This window comes from Streptomyces dryopteridis, from assembly GCF_049606955.1.
In the GTDB taxonomy this organism is placed as follows: Bacteria; Actinomycetota; Actinomycetes; order Streptomycetales; family Streptomycetaceae; genus Streptomyces.
In genome coordinates this window covers 3,985,776-4,006,350 of record NZ_CP187113.1, presented here as the reverse complement: position 1 = coordinate 4,006,350, position 20,575 = coordinate 3,985,776, and the positions used below count along the sequence as shown (strand labels likewise).

The 20,575-nt window shown below is 75.1% G+C and carries 12 protein-coding genes and 3 tRNA genes; 4 read left to right on the top strand and 11 right to left on the bottom strand.

Annotation, left to right across the window (positions count from 1 at the left end; translation table 11 throughout):
• Positions 1–163: 163 nt before the first annotated feature.
• Positions 164–237 (top strand) — tRNA-Lys (locus ACN20G_RS17170).
• A gap of 76 nt (positions 238–313) precedes the next feature.
• Here the strand turns inward: ACN20G_RS17170 and ACN20G_RS17165 are convergent.
• Complete coding sequence (locus ACN20G_RS17165; protein ID WP_424213664.1) at positions 314–1,567, bottom strand: M6 family metalloprotease domain-containing protein; 1,254 nt, start codon at positions 1,565–1,567, stop codon at positions 314–316.
• 602 nt (positions 1,568–2,169) lie between these two features.
• Here ACN20G_RS17165 and ACN20G_RS17160 point away from each other — a divergent pair.
• The gene (locus tag ACN20G_RS17160) at positions 2,170–4,170 is read left to right on the top strand and encodes a putative bifunctional diguanylate cyclase/phosphodiesterase (RefSeq protein ID WP_424215551.1); all 2,001 of its coding nucleotides are present in this window, start codon (positions 2,170–2,172) and stop codon (positions 4,168–4,170) included.
• A gap of 164 nt (positions 4,171–4,334) precedes the next feature.
• Here ACN20G_RS17160 and ACN20G_RS17155 read toward each other — a convergent pair whose 3' ends face one another.
• Together ACN20G_RS17155 and ACN20G_RS17150 are read right to left on the bottom strand one after the other, a co-directional pair.
• A complete protein-coding gene (locus ACN20G_RS17155) occupies positions 4,335–6,047 on the bottom strand; it encodes a glycosyl hydrolase family 18 protein (protein ID WP_424213663.1) in 1,713 nt (570 codons plus the stop codon).
• A 250-nt stretch (positions 6,048–6,297) separates the two neighbouring features.
• Positions 6,298–7,530: an LLM class flavin-dependent oxidoreductase gene (locus ACN20G_RS17150; RefSeq protein ID WP_424213662.1), complete on the bottom strand. Its 1,233-nt coding sequence runs from the start codon at positions 7,528–7,530 to the stop codon at positions 6,298–6,300.
• A gap of 263 nt (positions 7,531–7,793) precedes the next feature.
• On the opposite strand from ACN20G_RS17150, the gene ACN20G_RS17145 reads away from it, so the two are divergent.
• Positions 7,794–8,552 (top strand): IclR family transcriptional regulator, encoded by a 759-nt coding sequence (locus ACN20G_RS17145; protein ID WP_424213661.1) that lies wholly within the window; start codon positions 7,794–7,796, stop codon positions 8,550–8,552.
• Positions 8,553–8,641: 89 nt separating this feature from the next.
• On the opposite strand, the gene ACN20G_RS17140 is transcribed toward ACN20G_RS17145, so the two are convergent.
• The 6 genes from ACN20G_RS17140 to ACN20G_RS17115 form a co-directional block, all read right to left on the bottom strand.
• Positions 8,642–8,715, bottom strand: a tRNA-Lys gene (locus ACN20G_RS17140).
• A 98-nt stretch (positions 8,716–8,813) separates the two neighbouring features.
• Positions 8,814–9,650, bottom strand: a complete 837-nt coding sequence (locus ACN20G_RS17135) for an isocitrate lyase/PEP mutase family protein (RefSeq protein WP_424213660.1) — start codon at positions 9,648–9,650, stop codon at positions 8,814–8,816.
• A gap of 89 nt (positions 9,651–9,739) precedes the next feature.
• Positions 9,740–11,452 (bottom strand): AMP-binding protein, encoded by a 1,713-nt coding sequence (locus ACN20G_RS17130; RefSeq protein WP_424213659.1) that lies wholly within the window; start codon positions 11,450–11,452, stop codon positions 9,740–9,742.
• A 111-nt stretch (positions 11,453–11,563) separates the two neighbouring features.
• Positions 11,564–12,238 (bottom strand): lytic polysaccharide monooxygenase auxiliary activity family 9 protein, encoded by a 675-nt coding sequence (locus ACN20G_RS17125; protein ID WP_424213658.1) that lies wholly within the window; start codon positions 12,236–12,238, stop codon positions 11,564–11,566.
• A 338-nt stretch (positions 12,239–12,576) separates the two neighbouring features.
• Positions 12,577–14,838: an SPFH domain-containing protein gene (locus tag ACN20G_RS17120; protein ID WP_424213657.1), complete on the bottom strand. Its 2,262-nt coding sequence runs from the start codon at positions 14,836–14,838 to the stop codon at positions 12,577–12,579.
• A gap of 1,256 nt (positions 14,839–16,094) precedes the next feature.
• Positions 16,095–17,846: a peptidoglycan-binding protein gene (locus ACN20G_RS17115; protein ID WP_424213656.1), complete on the bottom strand. Its 1,752-nt coding sequence runs from the start codon at positions 17,844–17,846 to the stop codon at positions 16,095–16,097.
• Between the two features lie 187 nt (positions 17,847–18,033).
• Here ACN20G_RS17115 and ACN20G_RS17110 point away from each other — a divergent pair.
• A tRNA-Lys gene (locus tag ACN20G_RS17110) sits at positions 18,034–18,107 on the top strand.
• Between the two features lie 87 nt (positions 18,108–18,194).
• On the opposite strand, the gene ACN20G_RS17105 is transcribed toward ACN20G_RS17110, so the two are convergent.
• Both ACN20G_RS17105 and ACN20G_RS17100 read right to left on the bottom strand, forming a co-directional pair.
• Entirely contained in the window at positions 18,195–18,875 is a 681-nt protein-coding gene (locus tag ACN20G_RS17105; protein ID WP_424213655.1) for a class F sortase, read from the bottom strand.
• Positions 18,872–19,621 carry a hypothetical protein gene (locus tag ACN20G_RS17100; protein ID WP_424213654.1) on the bottom strand — a complete coding sequence of 250 codons (750 nt, stop codon included), beginning with the start codon at positions 19,619–19,621 and terminating at the stop codon, positions 18,872–18,874. The genes ACN20G_RS17105 and ACN20G_RS17100 overlap by 4 nt, the downstream gene beginning before the upstream one ends.
• Positions 19,622–20,575: the final 954 nt, after the last annotated feature.

Sequence of the window (20,575 nt, the reverse complement as noted above, 5' to 3'; positions counted from 1 at the left end):
CCGCCCCCGCTCGGACCGCACGGCGCCCCTGCCGGCCCTCCTGTACGGCGTACGGGACGGCCGGACCGGGCCCGCACCGCCCGCACCACCGGTCACACCCGCCCCGACCGGCGCCGATTTCACCTTCCCCGGATCCGGGTGCTAATGTCTTCCTCGTCAGCAAGCGCCGCTAGCTCAGTTGGTTAGAGCAGCTGACTCTTAATCAGCGGGTCCGGGGTTCGAGTCCCTGGCGGCGCACAGACAGCGAAGGCCCCCTCGTGAGAACGAGGGGGCCTTCGTCGTGTTCCGCGCGGGTTCCGTGTTCGGGCCGCGCTCAGGCCGTGATCTTGACCGTGTACGCGCCGGACGGGGTGCGGTCGGCGACCTCGATGGTGATGTGTTCGCCGGGGACCGTGAAGGTCTGGCCGACCTCCAGAGGGGCGTCGGCGAGCGGCGGGTAGACGGAACGGTCCCAGCATGCCTCCGTGCCCGGGTGCCCGTCGACCACCTCGATGGGGCCGCCGCCGGAGGCGGAGTCGTTGCGGACCCGGTAGACCAGCACCCCCTCCCGGCACAGTCCCCGGTCGTTGCCCGCCGCGCCGCGCGCCTCCACGGCGATGGCGGTGCCGGGGCCGGTGCGGATGACGGCGAGGCGGGTGCCGCCGGTGCCGCCGGGGGTGGGGTCCGCCCCGAGGGGGACGAGGGTGTGCCGGGAGGAGCCCTCGCGGACGCAGTCGACCTGGCCGCCGTCGAGCCAGCCGAGCTTCCACTTGTGCCAGCCGAAGAGGTCGGGGGCCATGCCGAACTGGCTGCCCATGACGTCCCAGTCGCCCACGTGCGTGTCCCAGTCGCCCTTGCCGTCCGTGGGGCGGTGGTAGAGGTCGGGGAGGTCGAAGACGTGGCCGGTCTCGTGGGCGAGGACGTTGCGGTCCGGGGGGTGGCGCTCGAAGACGGTGACGATGCGGCGCAGTTCGGTGCCGTCGGCGGTGATGGGGCGCTCGAAGTTGACGACCTTGGTGGCGTCGGAGTCCACGCCGGGGGCGTCGGGGTCGGCGACGAAGTAGACCACGTCGTAGCGGGAGAAGTCGACGGAGGGGTCGGCGGTGGCGACGGCGTCGCGGAGGTAGGCGGCGCGGCCGTCGGCGGCCCAGTCCCGTCGTATCCCGTAAGCGGTGGAGGGCTTGGGCATCCTCAGCCACTGGCGTTGCGGGTGCGGGGCGAGGGCGAAGCGGCCGTAGGAGGCGCGGGCGAAGAACTCGCCGGTCGCGGGGAAGTGGTCGGCGGCGAGGTCGGCGGGGGTGACGGTGGGCTCGTGGTCGGGGAAGGAGAGGAAGACCATGACGGCGTCGAGGGTGCGGTCGGGGCGGGGGTAGGCCGGGTTCCAGGTGTCGAGGCCGAGGGAGTGGTGGGCGGCCGTGCGGGTGAGGGCGCAGGGGCCGGATCCGGTGTCGGCCACGGCGGGACCGGCGACGAGGGAGGTGGCGGCGAGCGCGGTCAGCGAGGTGAGGGCCGCCGCCGCGCTGCGCAGGCGCGTGCCCGTCGACCGGGGCTGATTCTCGGGCGTCCCGGGTGCGGGCAGTCGCGACACGTGGACCTCCGATGCGTGTGATGAACCATCACACCCACCTTGGGCCGATTATCCGATTAATGCCTTGTTGCACTGCCCCGGGGGAGTGAGCGAACAGGCATTCAGGTGACGGGCACAACCGTGTCGCATATGCCAAAGCATCACCATGAGTCACCATCGATCGAGCTCGGACAAGGCCGTTCAGGGACACACCGAATCGATCAGCCCCGATCCGACGAGTCCGACAGACACGTACACATCCCCCGCCCCACCCCCGTTCGAACTCCCCGCTCCCACCCGGCGGTGCCGCTGGATCAGCCCTGTCGTCAGCCTCTATGATCGGCACACTTTCCCAAGAGGATCCTGCGCGGACGGCACGAAGACAGCGGGAGCGAACGGTGAGCGGATCAGCACACGGGGCCGACGGGCCGGCCCGCGACCACCGTCCGATCACCACGGAGAGTCACCGCCCGGTACCGGCCCCGCCCCCGCCGGGGGGCACCCACCGCGCCCCGGGCGCCCGCCCCTCCGGCCCCCGCACCCCCGAGGCCCGCTCCGCGAACCACCGCCCCGAGGGGCACCCCGCCGACGAACACCGCCCCGCGCGCACCGCCGCCCTCGCCGTGCCCCGCCCGCCCGACGGACCGGCGGGGTCGGTCGGGTCGGTCGGGTCCGACGCGCACGAGGGGCCCGGCGGCCCCGGCGCTCGCGAGGCCCGTGAGGCCCGTGACGGGCACGCCGCCCGGGCGCTCGCCGGGGTCCGCGCCGGGGAACGCGACTTCCGCGCCGTCTTCGACGCCACTCCCCTGCCGCTGGCCGTCCTCGACCGCGACGGGCTCGTGCTCGCCGCCAACCACGCGCTGGGCGCCCTGTTCTCCGTGCCCCCGCAGTCCCTGCTGCGCCGCCGCGCCGCCGACCTCCTCGACCTCTCCGCCGACGCCCGCACCCGCCAGTGCTACCGCGACGTGCTGCGCGGCCGGCCCACCCGGCTGCGCTGCACCCGCCGGCTGCCCCGGCCCGACGGGCGCGCCCTGTGGGCCGAGGTCTCCCTCGGGCCGATGCCCGGCGGGGGCCGCGACCTGCTGTTGTCCGTCACCGACGTGAGCGAGCGCCGCGACCTCCAGGCCCGGCTGCGCCACCTCCAGATGCACGACCCGGTGACCCGGCTGCCCAACCGGGCCCTGTTCTTCGAACGCCTCTCGGGCGCCCTGGAGTCGGCGGTGCACCGGCGTTCCGGCACCGGCCGGGTGGGCCTGTGCTACCTCGACCTCGACGGGTTCAAGGCCGTCAACGACACCCTGGGGCACCGGGTCGGGGACCGGCTGTTGGCGGCCGTCGCCGATCGGCTCACCGCCTGCGCCCGGCGGCACGGCCGGGGCGCGCGGCCGGGGCACGGGGCGGCCGGGGCCGGGCACCTGGTGGCGCGGCTGGGCGGGGACGAGTTCGCGCTGCTGGTGGAGGACTCCCCCGGTGTGGAGGGGATCGCCGAGCTGGCCGCCGAGCTGCTGGCCGCCGTGCAGGAGCCCTTCGACCTCGCGGGGCAGCGGCTGCTGGTGTCGGCGTCGATCGGGGTCGTGGAACGGTCCGCGAGCGGCACCACCGCCACCGCCCTCATGCAGGCCGCCGACACCACCCTGTACTGGGCGAAGGCCGACGGGAAGGCCCGGGTGGCCCGCTTCGACCCGGAGCGCAACGCCCACCGGATGACCCGTCAGGCCCTGTCCTCCACCCTGCGCGAGGCGGTGGAGCACGGGGAGTTCGCGGTGGAGTACCAGCCGCTCGTGGACCTGGCCAGCGGGGTGGTGCGCGGGGTCGAGGCCCTGGTGCGGTGGAACCACCCGACCTTCGGCACGTTGACGCCGAATCGGTTCATCGGGATCGCGGAGGAGGACGGTTCCATCGTCCAGCTCGGACAGTGGGTGCTGCGGACGGCGTGCCGGCAGGCCCGGCGCTGGCAGCTCGACCACCCCGGGCACCCGCCGGTGTTCGTCTCCGTCAACGTGGCCGTGCGCCAGGTCTGGGACTCCGACCTGGTGCGGGACGTGGCCGAGATCCTCGCCGAGACCGGCCTGGAGCCCGGGCTGTTGCAGCTGGAGCTGACCGAGTCGGCGGTGATGGGCTCCGCCGGACGGCCGCTCCAGGCCCTCCAGGAGCTCAGTGACACCGGGGTGCGGATCGCGATCGACGACTTCGGCACCGGCTACTCCAACCTCGCCTACCTGAGCCGGCTGCCGGTCTCGGTGCTCAAGCTCGACGGGTCCTTCGTGCGCGGGTTCCGGCACGAGGGCGGCACGCACCCGAACCCGGCGGACGAGACGATCGTGGAGGCGCTGGTACAGCTCGCGCACCGGCTCGGGTTGACCGTGACGGCCGAGTGCGTGGAGACCCCGGGGCAGGCGGCGCGGCTGCGGCGGGTCGGGTGCGACACCGGGCAGGGCTGGCTGTACTCGCGGGCGGTGGCCCCGGAGCGGATCGCGGAGATGATCGCGGGCCCGACGGCGGTCGGGGCGGAGCCGGACGCCGGGCACGGGGACGGGGCTCGGGCCGGTGCCGGGGCCGGTGCGGAGGTGGAGGCCGGGAGCGGCTCGGACGGCGACCGGCCCCAGGGACACCCGCAGGACTGACCCGACGGCCGAGGTACGACGACCGGGGCACGGCCGTCGGAACCCGGCGGCCCGGGCTCGGCGTTCGGGGCGTGGCGGCGCGCGGGCGCGGACGCACGGGCGCCCCCGCCTCCGGGAAGGAGACGGGGGCGGGGGCGACCGGCGCTCGGCGCGGGGTGGGGGGATCAGCAGGCGCCGAGGTCCTGCCAGACGCCCCACTCACCGGTGGTGCCGGGCTCCTCGTTCTGCGTCCACCACTTGGCCTTCCAGTTGTGGCCCTTGTGGGAGACCAGGCCACCGCTGTTGTAGACGGTGCCCGCGACGTAGGCCGGGTTGGCGCAGCTGCCGGTGGGCGGCGTCGTCGGCGGCGTGGTCGGCGGGGTGGTCGGCGGAGTCGTGGGCGGGGTGGTGGGCGGGGTGGTCGGCGGCACGGTGGTGCTGCCGAGGGCGTCCGAGATCTGGTTGAGCAGGGTGGCGTTGTTGTCCAGGCCGAGGAGGGAGTACATCATCGCGCCGGCGAGGCCGCGGCTCTTGCCGTAGTCCACGCGGGCCTGGATGGCCTTCTGGTTCAGGCCGGTGAAGAACTCGCCGTCCTTGTAGAAGTAGGCGGCCTTGGCCTGGTCGTCCCAGAAGGTGGTCGCCGGGTTGTCGACGATGCCGCCGAGCTCCTTGTAGTTGGCGATGCCCGGCTGCTGGCTCAGCGGACGGGCGGCCGAGGGGCCGGTGGCGGTCTGGGCGAGGCCGTTGGTGGTGCCGGCGGGCACGCCCTTCCAGCCGCGGTAGTAGAACTCGTAGCCCAGGGTCAGCTTGTTGGCGGGGAAGCCGCCGGCGATGCCGTAGGCCGCGTTGCCGTCGATCCAGGAGTCGATGGCGTTCTTGATCGTGTACTTCTCGGTGCCCGGGGCGATCGGGTCGGTCGGGTCGGCCGAGGAGGGCAGCAGCGGGGACTGGTGGTAGGTCGGGCCGTCGCCGTCCCAGGCGCCGTGCATGTCGTACGTCATGATGTTGGCGTAGTCGAGGTACGAACCGATCTTGTTCGTCTCGATGTACTTGATCTTGTCCTGGCCGGCCGGGAGGGCGGCGGTGAGCAGCATCTTCTTGCCGCCGTTGGCCGCGCCCCAGGCGTCGAGCTGCTCGCGGAACTCCTTCAGCAGGAGGGTGAAGTTCTGCTTGTCCTCGGGGGCGTAGTGGTTGCCGAGGTGGCCGCCGGAGGAGCCGGGGTACTCCCAGTCGATGTCGATGCCGTCGAAGATGCCGGCGGCGGACCCGGGGCCGCCGAAGCCGCCCTCGACGGGCAGGTTGCCCTTGATGTACTGGTCGATGCAGGAGGCGACGAGCTTCTTGCGGCTCGCGTCCGTCTTGGCCGCGTCGGAGAAGTACTTCGAGTAGGTCCAGCCGCCCAGCGAGATGTTGATCTTCAGGTGGGGGTACTTGGCCTTCAGCTGCTTGAACTGGTTGAAGACGCCCACGATGGGCTGGTCCCACTTGTCGGCCACGCCGCTGACGCTGTCGGCGGCGCCGAAGGACTTCTGGTAGTCGGCGTAGCTGTCGCCCGCGCCGTCACCGGCGTTCGGGTTGTTGTCGTCACCGGCGGCCTTGTTGGCCTCGAAACAGGTGAGGTTGGTGGGGTGGATGTTGCCGAACGAGTAGTTGATGACGTCCAACTTGCTCGCTATGCCCCGGGTGTCCAGGTGCTTGGGGTAGAACGCGTTGCCGTACACGCTCCACTGGTCGTAGTAGCCGATCCGGACGCCACCGGGGGTGGCGTCGGCGGCGGCGGCCGAGGCCGCGGCGGGGGTCGCGGCGGTCGCGGTGCCGAGCCCGGCGAAGGTGGCCAACGCTCCGGCGGCGAGCGCGGCCGTGGTGGCCGCGGCGACAAGCGGTTTACGGATGTGCATGAACTGCCTCCGGAGGTGGGAGGGGAGGACGTGAAGTGCGGGTGGGAGAAGTGATAGCGATCACTCCGGGGCCGCGTCAATGGTTTGGACCAAACAAGGACTAGACCAGTTCGGAGACAAAGGGCGTGGTCAGGGACGTGCCCGGACAGCAGAAACCGCCCGCCACCCACGGTGACGAGCGGTTTCAGCCGGCTTCGAGCCGGGTTCGAGCAGGGTTTCGTCAATGAACCATTCAAACGACCTTCATCGGCTACGAGTTGACCGACGGCCCCGCGCCGGGCAGTCCGTACGCATCCGCGATCAGCTCGACGGACCGCAACCGGAAGTCACCGCCGTGCACGTTCCCGGTCAGCATCAACTCGTCCGCGCCCGTGGTCTTCACCAGCGCGTCCAGCCGCTCGCGCACCTCCGCCGGCTCCCCGTGCACGATGTTCCCGAGCCAGGAGTCCACGAACTCCCGCTCCGGCAGCGAGAACCGCGCCTCCTCCGCCACGGCCTCCGCCGGCGTCGGGATCAGCCCCGCCCGGCCCGTGCGCAACCGCAACATCGACACCGCGCCCGTGAGCGCCTGCGCCCGCGCCTCGGCGGCGTCCTCGGAGGCCACCGCGGCCACCCCGATCAGCGCGTACGGGCGGTCGAGCACGGCCGAGGGCCGGAAGTGGGTGCGGTAGCTCTCCAGCGCCGGCACCGTGCCGGCCGCCGAGAAGTGGTGCGCGTACGCGAACGGCAGCCCCAGCTCGGCCGCCAGCCGGGCGCTGTAACCGGAGGAACCCAGCAGCCAGATCGGCGGGCGGCCCGTCGGCCCCTGCACCGGGCCGGGCACGGCGTGCACCGAGGCGTAGGGGTGCGCGGACGGGAAGTCGTCGTCGAGGAAGCGGATCAGTTCGGCGAGCCGGCGCGGGAACTCCTCCGCGCCCTCGTCCAGCCGGCCCGGCCCGCGCAGCGCCGCCGCCGTGCGCCCGTCGGTGCCCGGCGCGCGCCCGAGCCCGAGGTCCACGCGCCCCGGGGCGAACGCCTCCAGCGTGCCGAACTGCTCGGCGACGGCGAGCGGCGCGTGGTTGGGCAGCATCACCCCGCCCGACCCGAGCCGGATCCGGGAGGTGTGCGCCGCGAGGTGGGCGAGGATCACGGCCGGCGCCGAGCTGGCCACCCCGGGCATGGAGTGGTGTTCGGCCACCCAGTGCCGGTGCAGGCCACGGGACTCCGCGAGCCGGGCCAGGGCCACGCTGCCGGCGAGGGCCTCGCGGGCGGTGGAGCCGACCCCGACCGTGGCCAGGTCGAGCACGGACAGGGGCACGGGGGCCGCGCCGAGGGCCCGGCCCCGGATCGGGTCGCCGGCGGGCTCGGTCGGGACCGGCGGGGTGCTCGCGGTGGAGGCGTGCGGGGAGCGATTTTCCGCCAAGGCCGCCGCCGGACCCGCTCCCGCGCCCTCCGCACCGCCCTCCGCGGTCCCGTGCCCGGATCGCGCGTTCGCCTCGGCCATCGTCACTCCCGTGATCCCTCGGGGCGGCCGACCCGGCTTGTGCCGGCCCGTCGCCGCGCCCGTACGGGGTTCTCGAACAGCGGACCGGCGTCGGGCATTCCCGGCACTCCGGGAGGGTGGTTGTGACACTGGCATATGCCGATCGGATAGGCGCTGGCGGAAGGGCCGATTCACGCCACGGATGTCGGCAACAGGCGCTCCACAGGACCCATCCGCCGGCTATCGTGGTACGGCAAGCGGTGGCAACCTGCTAGGGGGAGACCGTGGCGCTCAAGCCCGAGCCGACCGCGCCGTTCCATTCGGTGCAATACGCGTTGCGCGTCCTGGAGACGATCGCCCGGCACGCCGGCGGGGTCACCGACGCGCAGATCGCGCGCGAGACCGGCCTGCCCGCGGCCCACCTCGCCCCCATGCTGCTCATGCTCCGGCGCGAGGGGTACGTGCTCCAGGTCGCGGACGGCGCGTACGCCGTCGGCGACTCCGCACTCCTCCTCGGCTCCGGGCCCGGTCGCGCCCAGGCCATGAGCGACAAGCTCCAGGAGACCCTCGACCGGCTCCGCGACTCCCTGGACGCGGCCGTCTACATCAGCCGCTACGTGGACGGCGAGGTCCGCATCGAGCAGGTCGCCGACAGCCCGCGCACCCCCAAGGTGCACGAGTGGGTCGACTTCCGCTCCTCGGCGCACGCCAGCGCGATCGGCAAGTGCCTCCTCACACAGCTCGACGTGAACGGCCGCCGGGACCACCTCTCCCGGCACAAGATCGCCCGTCTCACGTCGAAGACCATCGTGAACGAGGCCCTGCTCTTCTCGAAACTGGACAGCCAGCCGGCCACGGTGCCGGTCCTGGACCTCCAGGAGTACGCGGTGGGCACGGTCTGCGCGGCCGTCCCGATCACCGCCGGCGCCTCGGTGGGCTGCGTGGCCCTCTCCCTGCCCCTGGCCCACGCGCACCGCCTGCGCGAGGCGGCCGACACCCTCAACCGCCAAGCGGCCCCGCTGCTGCTCTCGCTGGCCCTCTGACGAGGGCGGGGGCGGGCGCGGCACGAAGGCGGAGGTGGAAAAACACTTCGGGGCGACCACCGTGAAGGTGATCGCCCCGAAGTCTCAGGTGCGCCGCCAGGGACTCGAACCCCGGACCCGCTGATTAAGAGTCAGCTGCTCTAACCAACTGAGCTAGCGGCGCCTGCTGACAGAGAAAATACTACCCGCTCCGAACGGGTGCTCGCGACCACGTTCCGGAGCACCCCGCCGGCCCCCGCCCGAGCGCCCGTCGCGAGCCGCTCACACCCCCTTGAGCAGGGCGTTCATCTCGGCGTACGAGCGGGCCGCGGCCACCGCGCCGAAGGTGCCCTCGGCGAGCACCTCCCCCGCCGCCGCGAGCAGCGCGCTGTGCGCGACCCGGGCGAGCCCGGACCCCAGGCTGACCCGCCGCACCCCCAGCGCCCCCAACCCCGCCACGGTGAACGCGGGCGAGGCGAGCACGTTCACCGGCCGGTCCGTCGCCGCGCACACCGCCCGCACCGCCGCCTCGTCCGGCAGCCCCGGCGCGAACACCACGTCCGCCCCGACCTCGGCGTACGCCCGCAGCCGGCGCAGGGTGTCGGGCAGATCGGGCCGGCCCACGAAGAAATTCTCGGCGCGGGCGGTCACGGTGAACGGGAAGCCCAACCCGCGCGCCGCCTCCACCGCCGCCGCCACCCGGGCCACCGCCTCGCCGAGCGGCCGGACCGGATCCGCGGGATCCCCCGTCGAATCCTCCACCGAGGCCCCCACCGCACCCGCGCCGGCCACCGCCCGCACCGTCTCGGCGACCCCGGCGGGATCCACCCCGAAACCGCTCTCCAGGTCCACCGTGACGGGCACGTCCACGGCCCCGGCGATCACCCGCGCGTTCTCCAGCACCTCGGCCCGCGTCACGGCCCCGTCCGGCCGCCCCGACGCGTACGCGAGCCCCGCCCCGGTCGTGGCCAGGGCCGCGTACCCCAGCCCGGCCAGCATCCGGGCGCTCCCGGCGTCCCACGGATTGGCCACGACGAACACCCCGGGCCCCTCGTGCAACCCCCGAAACCGCTCCCCCTTCTCCCGAACCCCACCCGAAAACCCACCACTGAACGCCACGAGAAGCACTCCGATCGGACGGCACGACGATCACGACGAGGGGCCGAAGGCCCGCCACCGACGAACCCTTCCACACGGGGTGCCCCGTCTCAGCGGTCCAGGAGGTGGGTTCTGTTGTGGGTGGCGTAGCGGGTCAGGAGGGATTGGAGGGCTTCCGGCGTGAGGGGGTGGTAGGTGGGGGCGGGGGTGGGGCGCCACCAGGTGGGGTCCGGCGAGCGGAAGCCGGCCTTGCGGAGGGCCACGCGGTGGATCTTGTTGGTGGCGGTGACCGGCATGGTGGGGGTGATCCTGAGGTAGCGGGGGGTCATCTTCGTGCCGAGGTCGGGTTGGGCGGCGAGGAAGGCGGTGAAGGCGTCCGGGTCGAAGGTGGTGCCGGGTTGGAGGGCGAGGGTGGCGAGGATCTGGTCGCCGCTGGTCTCGTCGGGGACGGCGGTGACGGCGACGGCGGCGGCCCGGTCCCAGCGGGCGAGGATGTTCTCGATGACGGCGGCGGCGAGGTTCTCGCTGTCCACGCGGAGGCGGTCGTCGGCGCGGCCGGCGAACCAGAGGTGGCCGGCTTCGTCGCGGAAGACGAGATCGCCGGTCCAGTACATGCCGTCGCGGGTGCGGGCGGCCTCGGCCTCGGGGTTCTTCCAGTAGCCCTCGAAGCTGTTGCGGCCGCGGTTGACGAGTTCGCCGATGGCCTCGTCGGCGTTGAGGAGGCGGCCGGTGTCGGGGTCGAGGCGGGCGCGGGGGCATTCGCGGCCGGTGTCGGGGTCGACGACGGCGAGGTCCTCGTGGGGGGCGGGGCGGCCGAGGGCGCCGGGCGGGGTGTCGGGGCCGCGTTGGACCGAGGCGCCGCCTTCGGTGGCGCCGTAGCCCTCGACGAGGCGGGCGCCGAAGCGTTCGGTGAAGCGGGCGGCGTCCACGGTGCCGGCCTCGGTGCCGAAGCCGAGGCGGAGGGGGTTGTCGTGGTCGTCGGGGCGGGCCTCGGTGGCGAGAAGGTACTGGACGGCGCGGCCCACGTACGTGAAGTAGGTGGCGCCGAAACGTCGCACGTCGGGCAGGAATCCGCCGGCGGAGAAGCGGCGGCGCAGGGCGACGGCGCCGCCGCCGGCGAGGGCGGGCAGCCAGCCGGCGATCACGGCGTTCCCGTGGAAGAGGGGCATGCAGAGGTAGTGGACGTCGCGGCGGCCGAGGGAGAACTGGTCGGCGAGGGCCCGGCCGGCGTGGGCGAGGCGGCCCTGGGAGCAGACGGCGGCCTTGGGGGCGCCGGTGGAGCCGGAGGTGAAGTAGAGCAGGAGGCGGTCGGCGGGGGTGGGGCCGCCGGGGGTGAGGCGAGCCTCGCCGGGTTTGGCGTCGGCGTAGGGGGCGAGGAGGGCGGCGAAGGCGGGGGTGTCGGTGACCAGGACGCGGACGCCGGGCAGGTCGAGGCCGTCGAGGAGGGGGAGGTGGGCGCGTTCGGTGACGAGGACGGCGCACTCGGTGTGGAGGATGTCGCGGGCGAGTTCGGGGCCGCGTCGGGTGGGGTTGATGCCGGCGACGGCGGCCCCGGCGAGGGCCGCAGCGCCGAGCCAGAAGGGGAACTCGGGGGTGTTGTCGAGCAGGATCCCGAGGTGGGGGGTGGCGCGGGTGGGGAGCAGGTCCACGAGGAGGGCAGCGCGGGCGGCGCTCTCGCGGACGGCCCGGTGGTGGGTGAGGACGGTGTCCTCGTGCATGAGTCCGGGCCGGTGGTCCTCCCACTGGCGGATGAGGAGGTCGGCGACGGTACCGGCCGCCGCCGGTGCCGTCGCCGTGTCGGGGTGCGTCGCCTGGTCTGCCATGGCGGGGCAGGGTAGTTGACGCATCGTCAGAATTGAACGCCCGAGGCGCGTCGCCTCGGCCCCGACGGTCGGGGGCGGGAGGTCAGGAGGTCAGGGGTCCGGGGTCCGGGGTCAGAACTTGACGTCGGAGCAGGAGTAGAACGCGTTGGTGGTGTCGGCGACGGTCCACACGGCGAGGATCAGGTGCCGGCCGGACTTGCCGGAGGGCAGGTTGCCCTGGTGGCTGAAGGTCATGGGCGGGCGCTGGCCGTTGTAGGCGACGGTGAGGAAGGGCTGGGGCTCCAGGTCGGCGCGGGTCAGCTTCTTGTTGGGGTTCCAGCCGTCCTTGGTGACGTAGTACTTGAAGTCGGTGGTGGCGTGGTTGGCCGTGAACTGCCAGCGGAAGGTGAAGTTCTGGCCGCTGGTGAGGTTGGTGGCCGGCCAGGCCCCGCCGCGCGGGTCGTCGAGCTCGGCGAACTGGGCGTTGCCGCCGGCACAGATCGTGCCGTCGGAGGGGCCGAGGGCGGGGAAGCCCTTGGGGCCCTCGACGCTCTGCGGCTCCCACTGGATCTGGCCGCAGTCGGCGACGGTCTTGTTGGCACAGAGCTTCTGGCGGCTGATGGGGCTGTCGGTGTAGCCGTGGGAGCTGGCGCTGGGGGCGGCGAGGAGGGTGACGCCGGCGAGGACGCCGAGACCTATGCCCGCGGTGCCGGCGCGGCGGGCGACGCGGCGGCGGGCGGAGGCCGGGGCGGGCACGGTGACGGTGTCGGTGGTGGCGGTGGTGTGGGAGGGGTTGGTGAGGTGCATGTGGGGATGCTCCTTGGGGACGGGCGGGCCGTGGGGGGCCGCGTGTGCCGTGCGGGACAGCTCGCCCCGAGGGGATCCGACGTGCCGGGGAGCGGCGTCGGCGCCGGCGTGCGGGCACGACGGAGCGCCGCTCCCGACGGTCGGTTTCCGGACACCGCGGCCCGGCGGGGCGAGTTAGGTCTAGACCAAGTTCACGACCCAACTTATTGACGGAACTTGGCCGTGTCCATACCGATCGGCAAACAGGAAAACGGGCCGGGCGGCCGTCGCGCCCTCCGCGCGACGACCGCCCGACCCGTTCCCCAACCCGATTCGACGGGGCTGTGATTGACCTCCCGTCAGTCCACCCGGCCGGTGGAGAAGGCCACCGTCAGGTCCTTCACCAGTGCCTTGCGCTCGTAGTCGTCCAACTCGACCAGCCCCCGACTCGTCAACCGGGTGACGGTGTCGTCCACCGCGTCGACGATCGAGTTCAGGACGCTGTCACGGTGCTTCGCCTCGATCGCCGCGACCCGCCGGCGCCGCATCGCCTCGGCGACCTCCGGCGCGTACTCGATCCGCGTCGGCTGCGCCGAGAACACCTCGATGCCCACCGCCTCCGTCTCCGCCGCCAGCATCCGCGTCAGGCACGCGCCGACCGCCTCCGCGTCGCGCAGCGTCGGCGCGTCCTCGTGGAACGCGTCCGCCGGCAGCCGCGACAGCACCCGCGCCATCGAGGACTCCACCTGCTCGGCCAGGAAGTCGATGTGGTCCTCGACGGCGAGCGTGGCCCGCGCGCTGTCCCGGATCTGCCACACCACCTGCACGACCACCCGCAAGGCCAACCCGCCCGCGTCCACCGCCGGCATCGGCTCGCTGCGCCAGTGCCGCAGCCGCACGTCGACCCGACGCCGGGTCAGCAGCGGACTCACCCACAGCAGACCGGTGCGGCGCACCGTGCCCCGGTAGCGGCCGAACAACGTCAGCACCCACGCGTGACCGCTGCGCCCCCGACTCAGCCCGCCGACCGCCAACAACGCGAACATCGACAGACCGGCGATCGGCGCCCAGCGCACCGGGGTCATCCCCCGGTACGGGCGCGGCCGCAGGTCCAGCACCCGCGCCAGATCACGCGGCACCACCCCGGCCCGCCACAGCAACGCCGCGCACCCGGCCAGCGCGAGCGCGGCCAGCAGGAGGGCGACGATGCCGGGCAGCGCCGGCCCCCGCACCTCGCGCAGGCGCTCGTCCCCGCGCGGCGCGCGCAACACGGGGTCCGAGGCGGCCGACAGCCGGGCGGACAACTCGTGACGCGGACCCTGGTGGGCGACGGGGGTGAGGGAGGCGGAGGCCGAGGTCCGGGGCGCGCCCGACGCGTACCGGGCGGGGGCGGGGGCGCCGGGGCGGGGCCCCGCCGGCACGGGGATCGACGCGGGCCGGCCCCGGTCCTGGCTGTGCAGGTCCAGATCACGCGGGACCCGCCCGGCGGAGGCGGACGGCGGGGGCGCGAACGGCACGGCGCCGCCCTCCTCGGCGGCGGCCCGCGCCAACCCGACGGCGACGGCCCGCGCCGCCACGTCCGCCGCCCGCCCCGCCCCGCCGCCGGTGGGCGCGGGAGCGGTGGGCGCGGGGGCGGGGGCGGTGGTGGCGGGGGCCGTGGGCGCGGGGGCGGCCGGCGTCGGGGCCGACCGCGCGGCGAGCGGACCGGCCACGGGCGCGGGCCCGGGGATCCCGGAGTGCGCACGCGCCGGCAGCAGCCGCGCCGGCACCCCGATCGTCGGCCCCCGCCGCACCCGCACGTGCACGGGCGCGTCGGCCACGGCCGGCATCGACGCGAAATCCGGCCCGGGGGCGGCCGCGGCCACCGGCACGGGGGTGGGGGCAGGGGTGGGGATCGGGTCGGAAACGGCGACCGCGGCCTGCGCGGGCACCGGCTCGTGAGTACGGACCGGGGCGGAGGCCGGATCGGGGACAGGGGTGGATGCGCGAACCGGGGCCTGGACACCGGCCGGGGCGGGCGTGGGGGCCTGGGCCTGCGCGGGGGCCCGGTCGGGGGTGGCCATCCGGGCCTGCGCGGAGGCCGAGGCGCCGGGCGAGACCTGGCCCTGAGCCGGGGCGAAGGTGGGAGTCGGGGCCTGCGCGAGGCCCGGGGCGGGGGCGGAGGTCCGGGCGGGGGCGGAGAGAGGGGCCCGGTCGGAGGTGCGGGCCCCTGCCGAGAGCGGGGCGGAGTCCGGGGCCGGGGTGGGGGCCTCTGTCGGGATCGGGGCCGGGGCGTCCGACCGGGGCCGGACCCGGTCGTCGTCGCGGTCCTCGATACGGCTCGCGTCCCGGGTCGCCTGCTCGCTCCGCTCGGGGGCCCGGTGCCAGGCGTGCTCCGCCGGTGGGACGGCGGTGCCTGCGGGCGGGAAGGGGTCGGTCGCACGGTTGGCGGTCGGGAGGGGTTCGGCCGTGCGGTTGCCGGTCGGGAGGGGCCGGTCCGTGCGCCGCTCGGCACCCACGGCGCCGAGGGGGTCGCGTGCCGGGTACGGCGTCGGCGCCGCTTCGGCCGCGCCCGCCCCGAGGCGGGCCCCGCTGTGACCGGCCGCCGCCGGGTCCTCGTACCGGATCGCCGTCCGCTCCACCGGTGCGTCAGCACCCGTGCCCGTACCGCCCGGTGTCCGGAGGCCCTGCCGCGCGGGCTCGGCCCCGAACGCGGCGGGGCGCATCCGCGCCCCCGCGTGTTCAGCCCCGAGCTCGTACCGGCCCGTGCGTTCTCGGCCGAACTCGGAGTCGTACGCCCCCGCCCTCGACCGGTCGTCGGGGAGCGCGGGAGAACGAGTCGGCTCCGCACCCGTCACCACCGCGTCCCGACCGGCGTGCTCGCGGCCCGACGCGGAGCCGTGTGCCACGGCACCCGTGCGGTCACTCGGGAACGCCGGGGAACGGGTCGGCTCCGCACCCGTCACCGCCGCGTACCGGCCGGTCTGTTCGCGGCCCGACGCGGGGTCGTGTGCCACGGCGCCCCGCCGGTCGTTCGGGAAGGCCGGGGAACGGGTCGGGTCCGTGCCCGACGCCGTCGTGTATCGGCCGGTGTGTTCGCGGCCGGATGCGGGGTTGTTTGCCATGGCACCCCGCTGGTCGTTCGGGAAGGCCGGGGAACGGGTCGGGTCCGCACCCGTCGCCGCGCCCGTCCCCGTCCCCGTCGGTGTCCGGGCGGCACCGGCGTCGGGGCGGTACGTGATCGGCTCGTGCGTTGACGCGTCCTCGCGGCCGTGTGTGCCGGGGGGCTCGGTGGTCTCCGCGGAACGGGTGCGTTCCGGCCCGGCCGCGCGGCCCTCGCCGGGTGCGGGCGCCCCGTGCCTCTCGCCGCCCGGGTGCGCAGCCCGGTCCCGTCCGAACGTCGTCGCCCCGTGCGCGGTGGGGATGCGGTGGTCTTGCGGGGTGTCGGCCGGGCGCGGGTCATGGTGCCCGTGCTCGTGCTCGTGCTCGTGCCCGTGGCCGTCCGGCTCCGGGCGGGTGGCGGTCGGGGTGTGTCGGGGCCGGTGTCCGTGAGGCGGGGCGGGGTGCGTGTCGTCGGGGGCCGGTTCGGGTGTCCGGGCGGCCTCCCCCGCGTGCCCCGGCGTCGGCCCGGGTACGGACCCGGTCTCGCGCGGTCCCCGGGGGCGGGGGTTCGGGGCCGGGACGAAGGAGGGGCGGGGCGTCGGGCGGGGGCCGAACCACGGGATCGGGGCCGGTTCCACCGGCGCGGGTTCGCGTGCCGCCGGCGGGCGGACGTACACCGACACGAGGGTGCGCGGCACGGCCGGCCCCGCACCCGTCGGCGGGATGCCCGGGGGCCGGCGCAGGGCGCCGGTGCCGAACGCGAATGCGGTCTGAGCGGGGTCCATCGTTTCCTCCGTCACGCGAACAACCGGCGCCAGGTCTGCGGGCCCGGGTAACCATCGGCAGAGGCGCCCTTCCAGCCCTGGGCGCGTTGGAACGCGGCCACCGCCCGCCTGTCCTCGTCCGACCAGCGCGCGTCCGGTCCGGCGGGATAGAACGAGCCGTAGCCCCTGGCCACCAGTCGGCGCCCCAGCGCCTCGATGGCCGGATCGACCCGTCCGGGTCGGAAGACGCCGTCCCCGGGGTAGACCGGGGTCCGCTCCCCCACCTCGCCCTGGGGGGCGGGCGTGTTGGCGGCGGGTGCGGCGGCCGGGCGGCCGGGTGGGGCGGGGTTGCCCGGGGTGGCCGGCGGGATGTCCTTGCCGCGGCCCTCGACGAGGAGTTGCCAGGTGGTCCGCCCGGGGATCCCGTCCGCGTCCTCGCCCGTCCACCCCTGGGCGCGTTGGAAGGCGCGAACGGCGGCGGCGTCGGAGTCCGTCCATTGGGGGCCGGCGCCCTGCGGGTAGAAGCGGGCCCCGCCCCGGGCGATGAGCATCTCGCCGAGGCGTGTGACGTGCGCGTTGTTCGCCCCGGGGCCGAAGGCCGCCGCGCCCGGCCAGGCCGTGCCGGCTCCGGGGGCGGGGGCCGGGGCGGGCGCGGGTGCGGCGGCGCCGGCGGGCGGGGTGACGGGGGCCTCGACGGACTCGGGCGGCTCGGCGGCGACGGGGCCGCCGACCACGCCCGTGAACCGGTACGGCAGGTAGCGGGCGGCGTTGCTCCAGTACCCGTACGGGGTGATCAGGCGGCGCGCGGTGGGCTTGGTCTGCTCGTACGCGATGTAGTGGCTGCGGCTCGCGTCGGCCCAGCCGCCGAACAGCGTCACGTGCGAACCCCGGTTGGGGTTGGCGGGGTTGTGGAAGAGGAGCATGTCGCCGGGGAGCAGCTCGTCCTTGGTGATGCGGGTGGCGAAGGAGTCGAGGCTGCCGGTCCACTCGTTGGAGTCGAGGTTCCAGGCCATGGAGACGAAGCCGGAGCAGTCCTGGCGGTAGCCGTCCTCCCAGTAGCGCTCCATGCTGTACGGGACCTGGGCGGCGATCCACGTCTTGGCGCGCTTGATGATGGTGGCCCGGTCGATGCGGCGGACGCTGGACGGGGCGCCGTGGGAACCGGTGGGGCCGGGCTTGGGGCCGGGCCCGTGCAGGGGGGTGCGGCCGCCGTTCTGCGGGCTCCCGGGCTGGTCCTCGCGCGCCCCGGGCGCAGGCTCGTCGACCTCGGTGACGGCGTCACGCGCGGCCCCGGCACCCCCTGAGCCCCCCGAGCCCCCTGAGCCCCCGTCGCCCGAACCGGCACCGGCCCTGGGCCCGGCCCCGGCTCCCGCACCGGCACCGGCACCGGATGCCGTTCCCGCACCCGATTCCGTGCCCGCCCCGTCCCCCGCGCCGTGCCCCGACCGCTCCCCCGTGCCGGTGCCCGGACCGGGGGACGGGGGTGCGGGGGACGGGGCGGGGGCGGCGAGGCCGGTGGCCGCGGTGCCGAGGACGGCGCCGGCGGTGGCCACGAGGACGACGGCGCGACGTGCGGCCCGTCCGGCGTACCCGCCCACGTGCCGCCCGCCGCCCCCGGCCGCCCGGGTCCGCCGCCGGCGGGCGCAGCCGGGGCAGGGGCAGTCGGCGGCGGGGGTGTACTCGGCGAAGACCGCCGGGGCGGTGCGCGGGTCCTCGGGCGGGTCCGGCGGCCGGGCGGGACCGGGGTCCGGGGCCTCTGTACTGGTACGGATCTGGGTGGTCATGTGGCTGCGTCCGCTCCCCTGGGCCGTTCGTTCCACCGTCACGTGCGGTGAGCCAGAACACATCTTGCATCGCAAAAGGCGCGAACATGCGCTAATCGGACAGTGTGGGGGCGGTGGACCCCCCGACCGGACGCGCCGACGGTCATGAGCGCCCTCAAACCTGGGGTAGAGTTTTCTCTGTCAGCAGGCGCCGCTAGCTCAGTTGGTTAGAGCAGCTGACTCTTAATCAGCGGGTCCGGGGTTCGAGTCCCTGGCGGCGCACGACACGAAAGAAGCCCCTCGCGCAAGCGGGGGGCTTCTTCGTTGTTCCGTACGCGGGCCCGGGGCGCGGGCGGTGAGGTCCGCGCGTCAGACGGCCCGCAGCAGGGTCGCGTCCCGAACGGCGGCGGTCGGACGGGTGAAACCCGTCAGGTACGCCGAGACCACCACGTTCCCCGTGTACTCGCGCGCCCCCTTGTCGTAGCTCCCGCCACAGGTCAGCAGCCGCAGTTCGGCGCGCCCCCGGACCCTCGGACCGTAGGCGCGCTCCGGCGCGAAGCCGTCCCGGGAGTAGACCCGCACCTCCTCCACCGTGAACTCGGCGATCCCGCCGTCGGCCCGCACCACCCGGATCGGATCCCCGCGCCGCACGGTGCTCAGACCGTGGAAGACGGCCGCCTCGGTGGTGGTGTCCACGTGCCCGACGAGCAACGCCGGCCCCGCGCCGCCCGGCTTCGGGCCGCCGTCCCACCAACCGACCGTGCCGGGCCGGTCGAACGGCGGCGGATCGGGCGCCCCGTCCCGGTCCAGACCCCGCCCCCGCACCGGGGCCTGCACCCCGAGTACCGGCAGGTCCAGCCGCACCGGCGGCGACGCGGGCAACGGCGCGAGCGCCGCCGGCAGCTCCGGCGCGGCCGCCACGGCGGAGTCGACCCCCACCGACCCGGAGGTCAGCTCCCGCCCCCACAACCACAGCGCGGCCAGCAGCAACGCGTACACGGCCAGGTGCGACACCCGGCCGCCGGCCGAACGCTCACGGGGTTCGCTCATCGGCGACCGCCGCCGGAGCGCCGCCGCACGACCCGGGCCCGCAACCGGGGCGAACGCGCCGCGAACGCCAGACACGCCGCCGCCGCCAACAACCCGCCGATCACGGCGTGCGGCAACCCCGGCCCGTCCCCGCCGGGCAGCTCCCGCGCCACGTGCGCGGAACCGGCCGCGCGCCCCGCGCGCCCCGCGCCGGCCGCCGACTCGATCCGATCCGCCGGATCCGCCGGACGCGCCGCCATCCCGCCCCCACCGGCCCGCACGGGCGCGACGGGACTCGCGTGCCGGGGCACGGCGGGCGGCGGGTTCGACGCCGGCCCGGCCGGACGCCGCCCCTGCGGCCGCACCGGCGCGGCGGGCGACACGGACGGCACGGGCGCCACGGGCACCGGCGGCTTCGCCCCCGGGGCGAGCACCTCGAAGCTCCCGGCGAACCGCCCCCCGCTCCCGGCGCACACCACCGTCACGGCGTACCGGCCCGGCGCGGTCCGGGACCCCACCATCGCCTCACCGAACAACGGCCGCCCGACCCCGTCCCGCGCGGACAGGTCGGCGTCGGCGACGAACACGGGCGAACTCGCGACCCCACCCCGCCCCGAACACCCCGTCACCCGCAACTCGACCTGCGCCCCGGCCTGCGGGAACGCCGGACTGAGCCGCACCTCCCCCTTCGGCTCGGCGGCGGCGACGGCCCCGGCGAGCAGGGCACTCACCTCGGCGTCGAGCCCGGGCAACACCCCCTCGGGCACGACCGCCACCCCGGCCGGCCCGCCAGCCCCGTCCCCAACGGCACGCACCCCACGGGCAACGACGCCACCGGGAGCGGCCACGCCGTGAGCGAAGGCGACGGAAGGAGCCACGCCGGATGCGACGGCGGCGGGACGGGCAACGCCGGGAGCAACGGCGGCGGGAACGGTCTTGACGGCGGGAGCGACTGCGAAGACGGTCGAGGCCGGGCAGACCACGAGCACCGCCGTCGCGACGGCGCCCAGGGCGAACGGAACGACAGGGCGCATGAAGAACCTCCTCCCCGCACCCTCACCTCCCACCCAACCCCCCGCATCCGCACACGGCGCGCCCTTGACCCATCCGAGTCCGGGACCGGCCCGAACCACCCCCGCGTGCGCGGGGAGCAGGCCCTCAGGTTGAACACGTGCTCGTGGCGCCGGGGGCCATCCCCGACTCCTTGCGGAGGGGGGCATCCCCGCGTGCGCGGGGAGCAGGCGACGGCGGGCCTCGGGGCGGCCACGCCCGCGGGGTCATCCCCGCATGTGCGGGGAGCGGAGTCTTTTACCTGCAGGTTTGTCGCGGCAGGCTGGTGTTTTGAGCAAGGATTGGAGAGTCCGGCATTTCGATCATTGTGGGCCTTGGGTGGTGAGGCGCCACCGTTAGGCGGGGGTTTGGTGCCATCGTCGCGGATTTTTGGGCGGGTGGGGGCGCGTACGACGGGATGGGGCCGGGCTGTCGGGCGGGGTTCGGTTGGGTGGGGCTGGGGTGGCCGCCTGCCGGCGGCGGGTAGGTCAAAAGCTTTTCCCAGGGGCGGCGGAGGGGAGCCGGGGTCTGGGTCCGTGGCCGTTCGCCGGTTCGTGTGGGGTGGGGGTTGGTCCACGGCAGGCGACGGGCCCGGGGGCGGCTGGTGTGGTCTGCTCCATGAACTGCGACCGTGCGCCCCGCCACCCGCCGCACTCACTCAGCGGTCTCGG

Coding starts and splice junctions, on each gene's coding strand:
- ACN20G_RS17115 (WP_424213656.1), bottom strand. CDS start 17,846: ATGACCACCCAGATCCGTACCAGTACAGAGGCCCCGGACCCCGGTCCC.
- ACN20G_RS17125 (WP_424213658.1), bottom strand. CDS start 12,238: ATGCACCTCACCAACCCCTCCCACACCACCGCCACCACCGACACCGTC.
- ACN20G_RS17105 (WP_424213655.1), bottom strand. CDS start 18,875: ATGAGCGAACCCCGTGAGCGTTCGGCCGGCGGCCGGGTGTCGCACCTG.
- ACN20G_RS17130 (WP_424213659.1), bottom strand. CDS start 11,452: ATGGCAGACCAGGCGACGCACCCCGACACGGCGACGGCACCGGCGGCG.
- ACN20G_RS17150 (WP_424213662.1), bottom strand. CDS start 7,530: ATGGCCGAGGCGAACGCGCGATCCGGGCACGGGACCGCGGAGGGCGGT.
- ACN20G_RS17155 (WP_424213663.1), bottom strand. CDS start 6,047: ATGCACATCCGTAAACCGCTTGTCGCCGCGGCCACCACGGCCGCGCTC.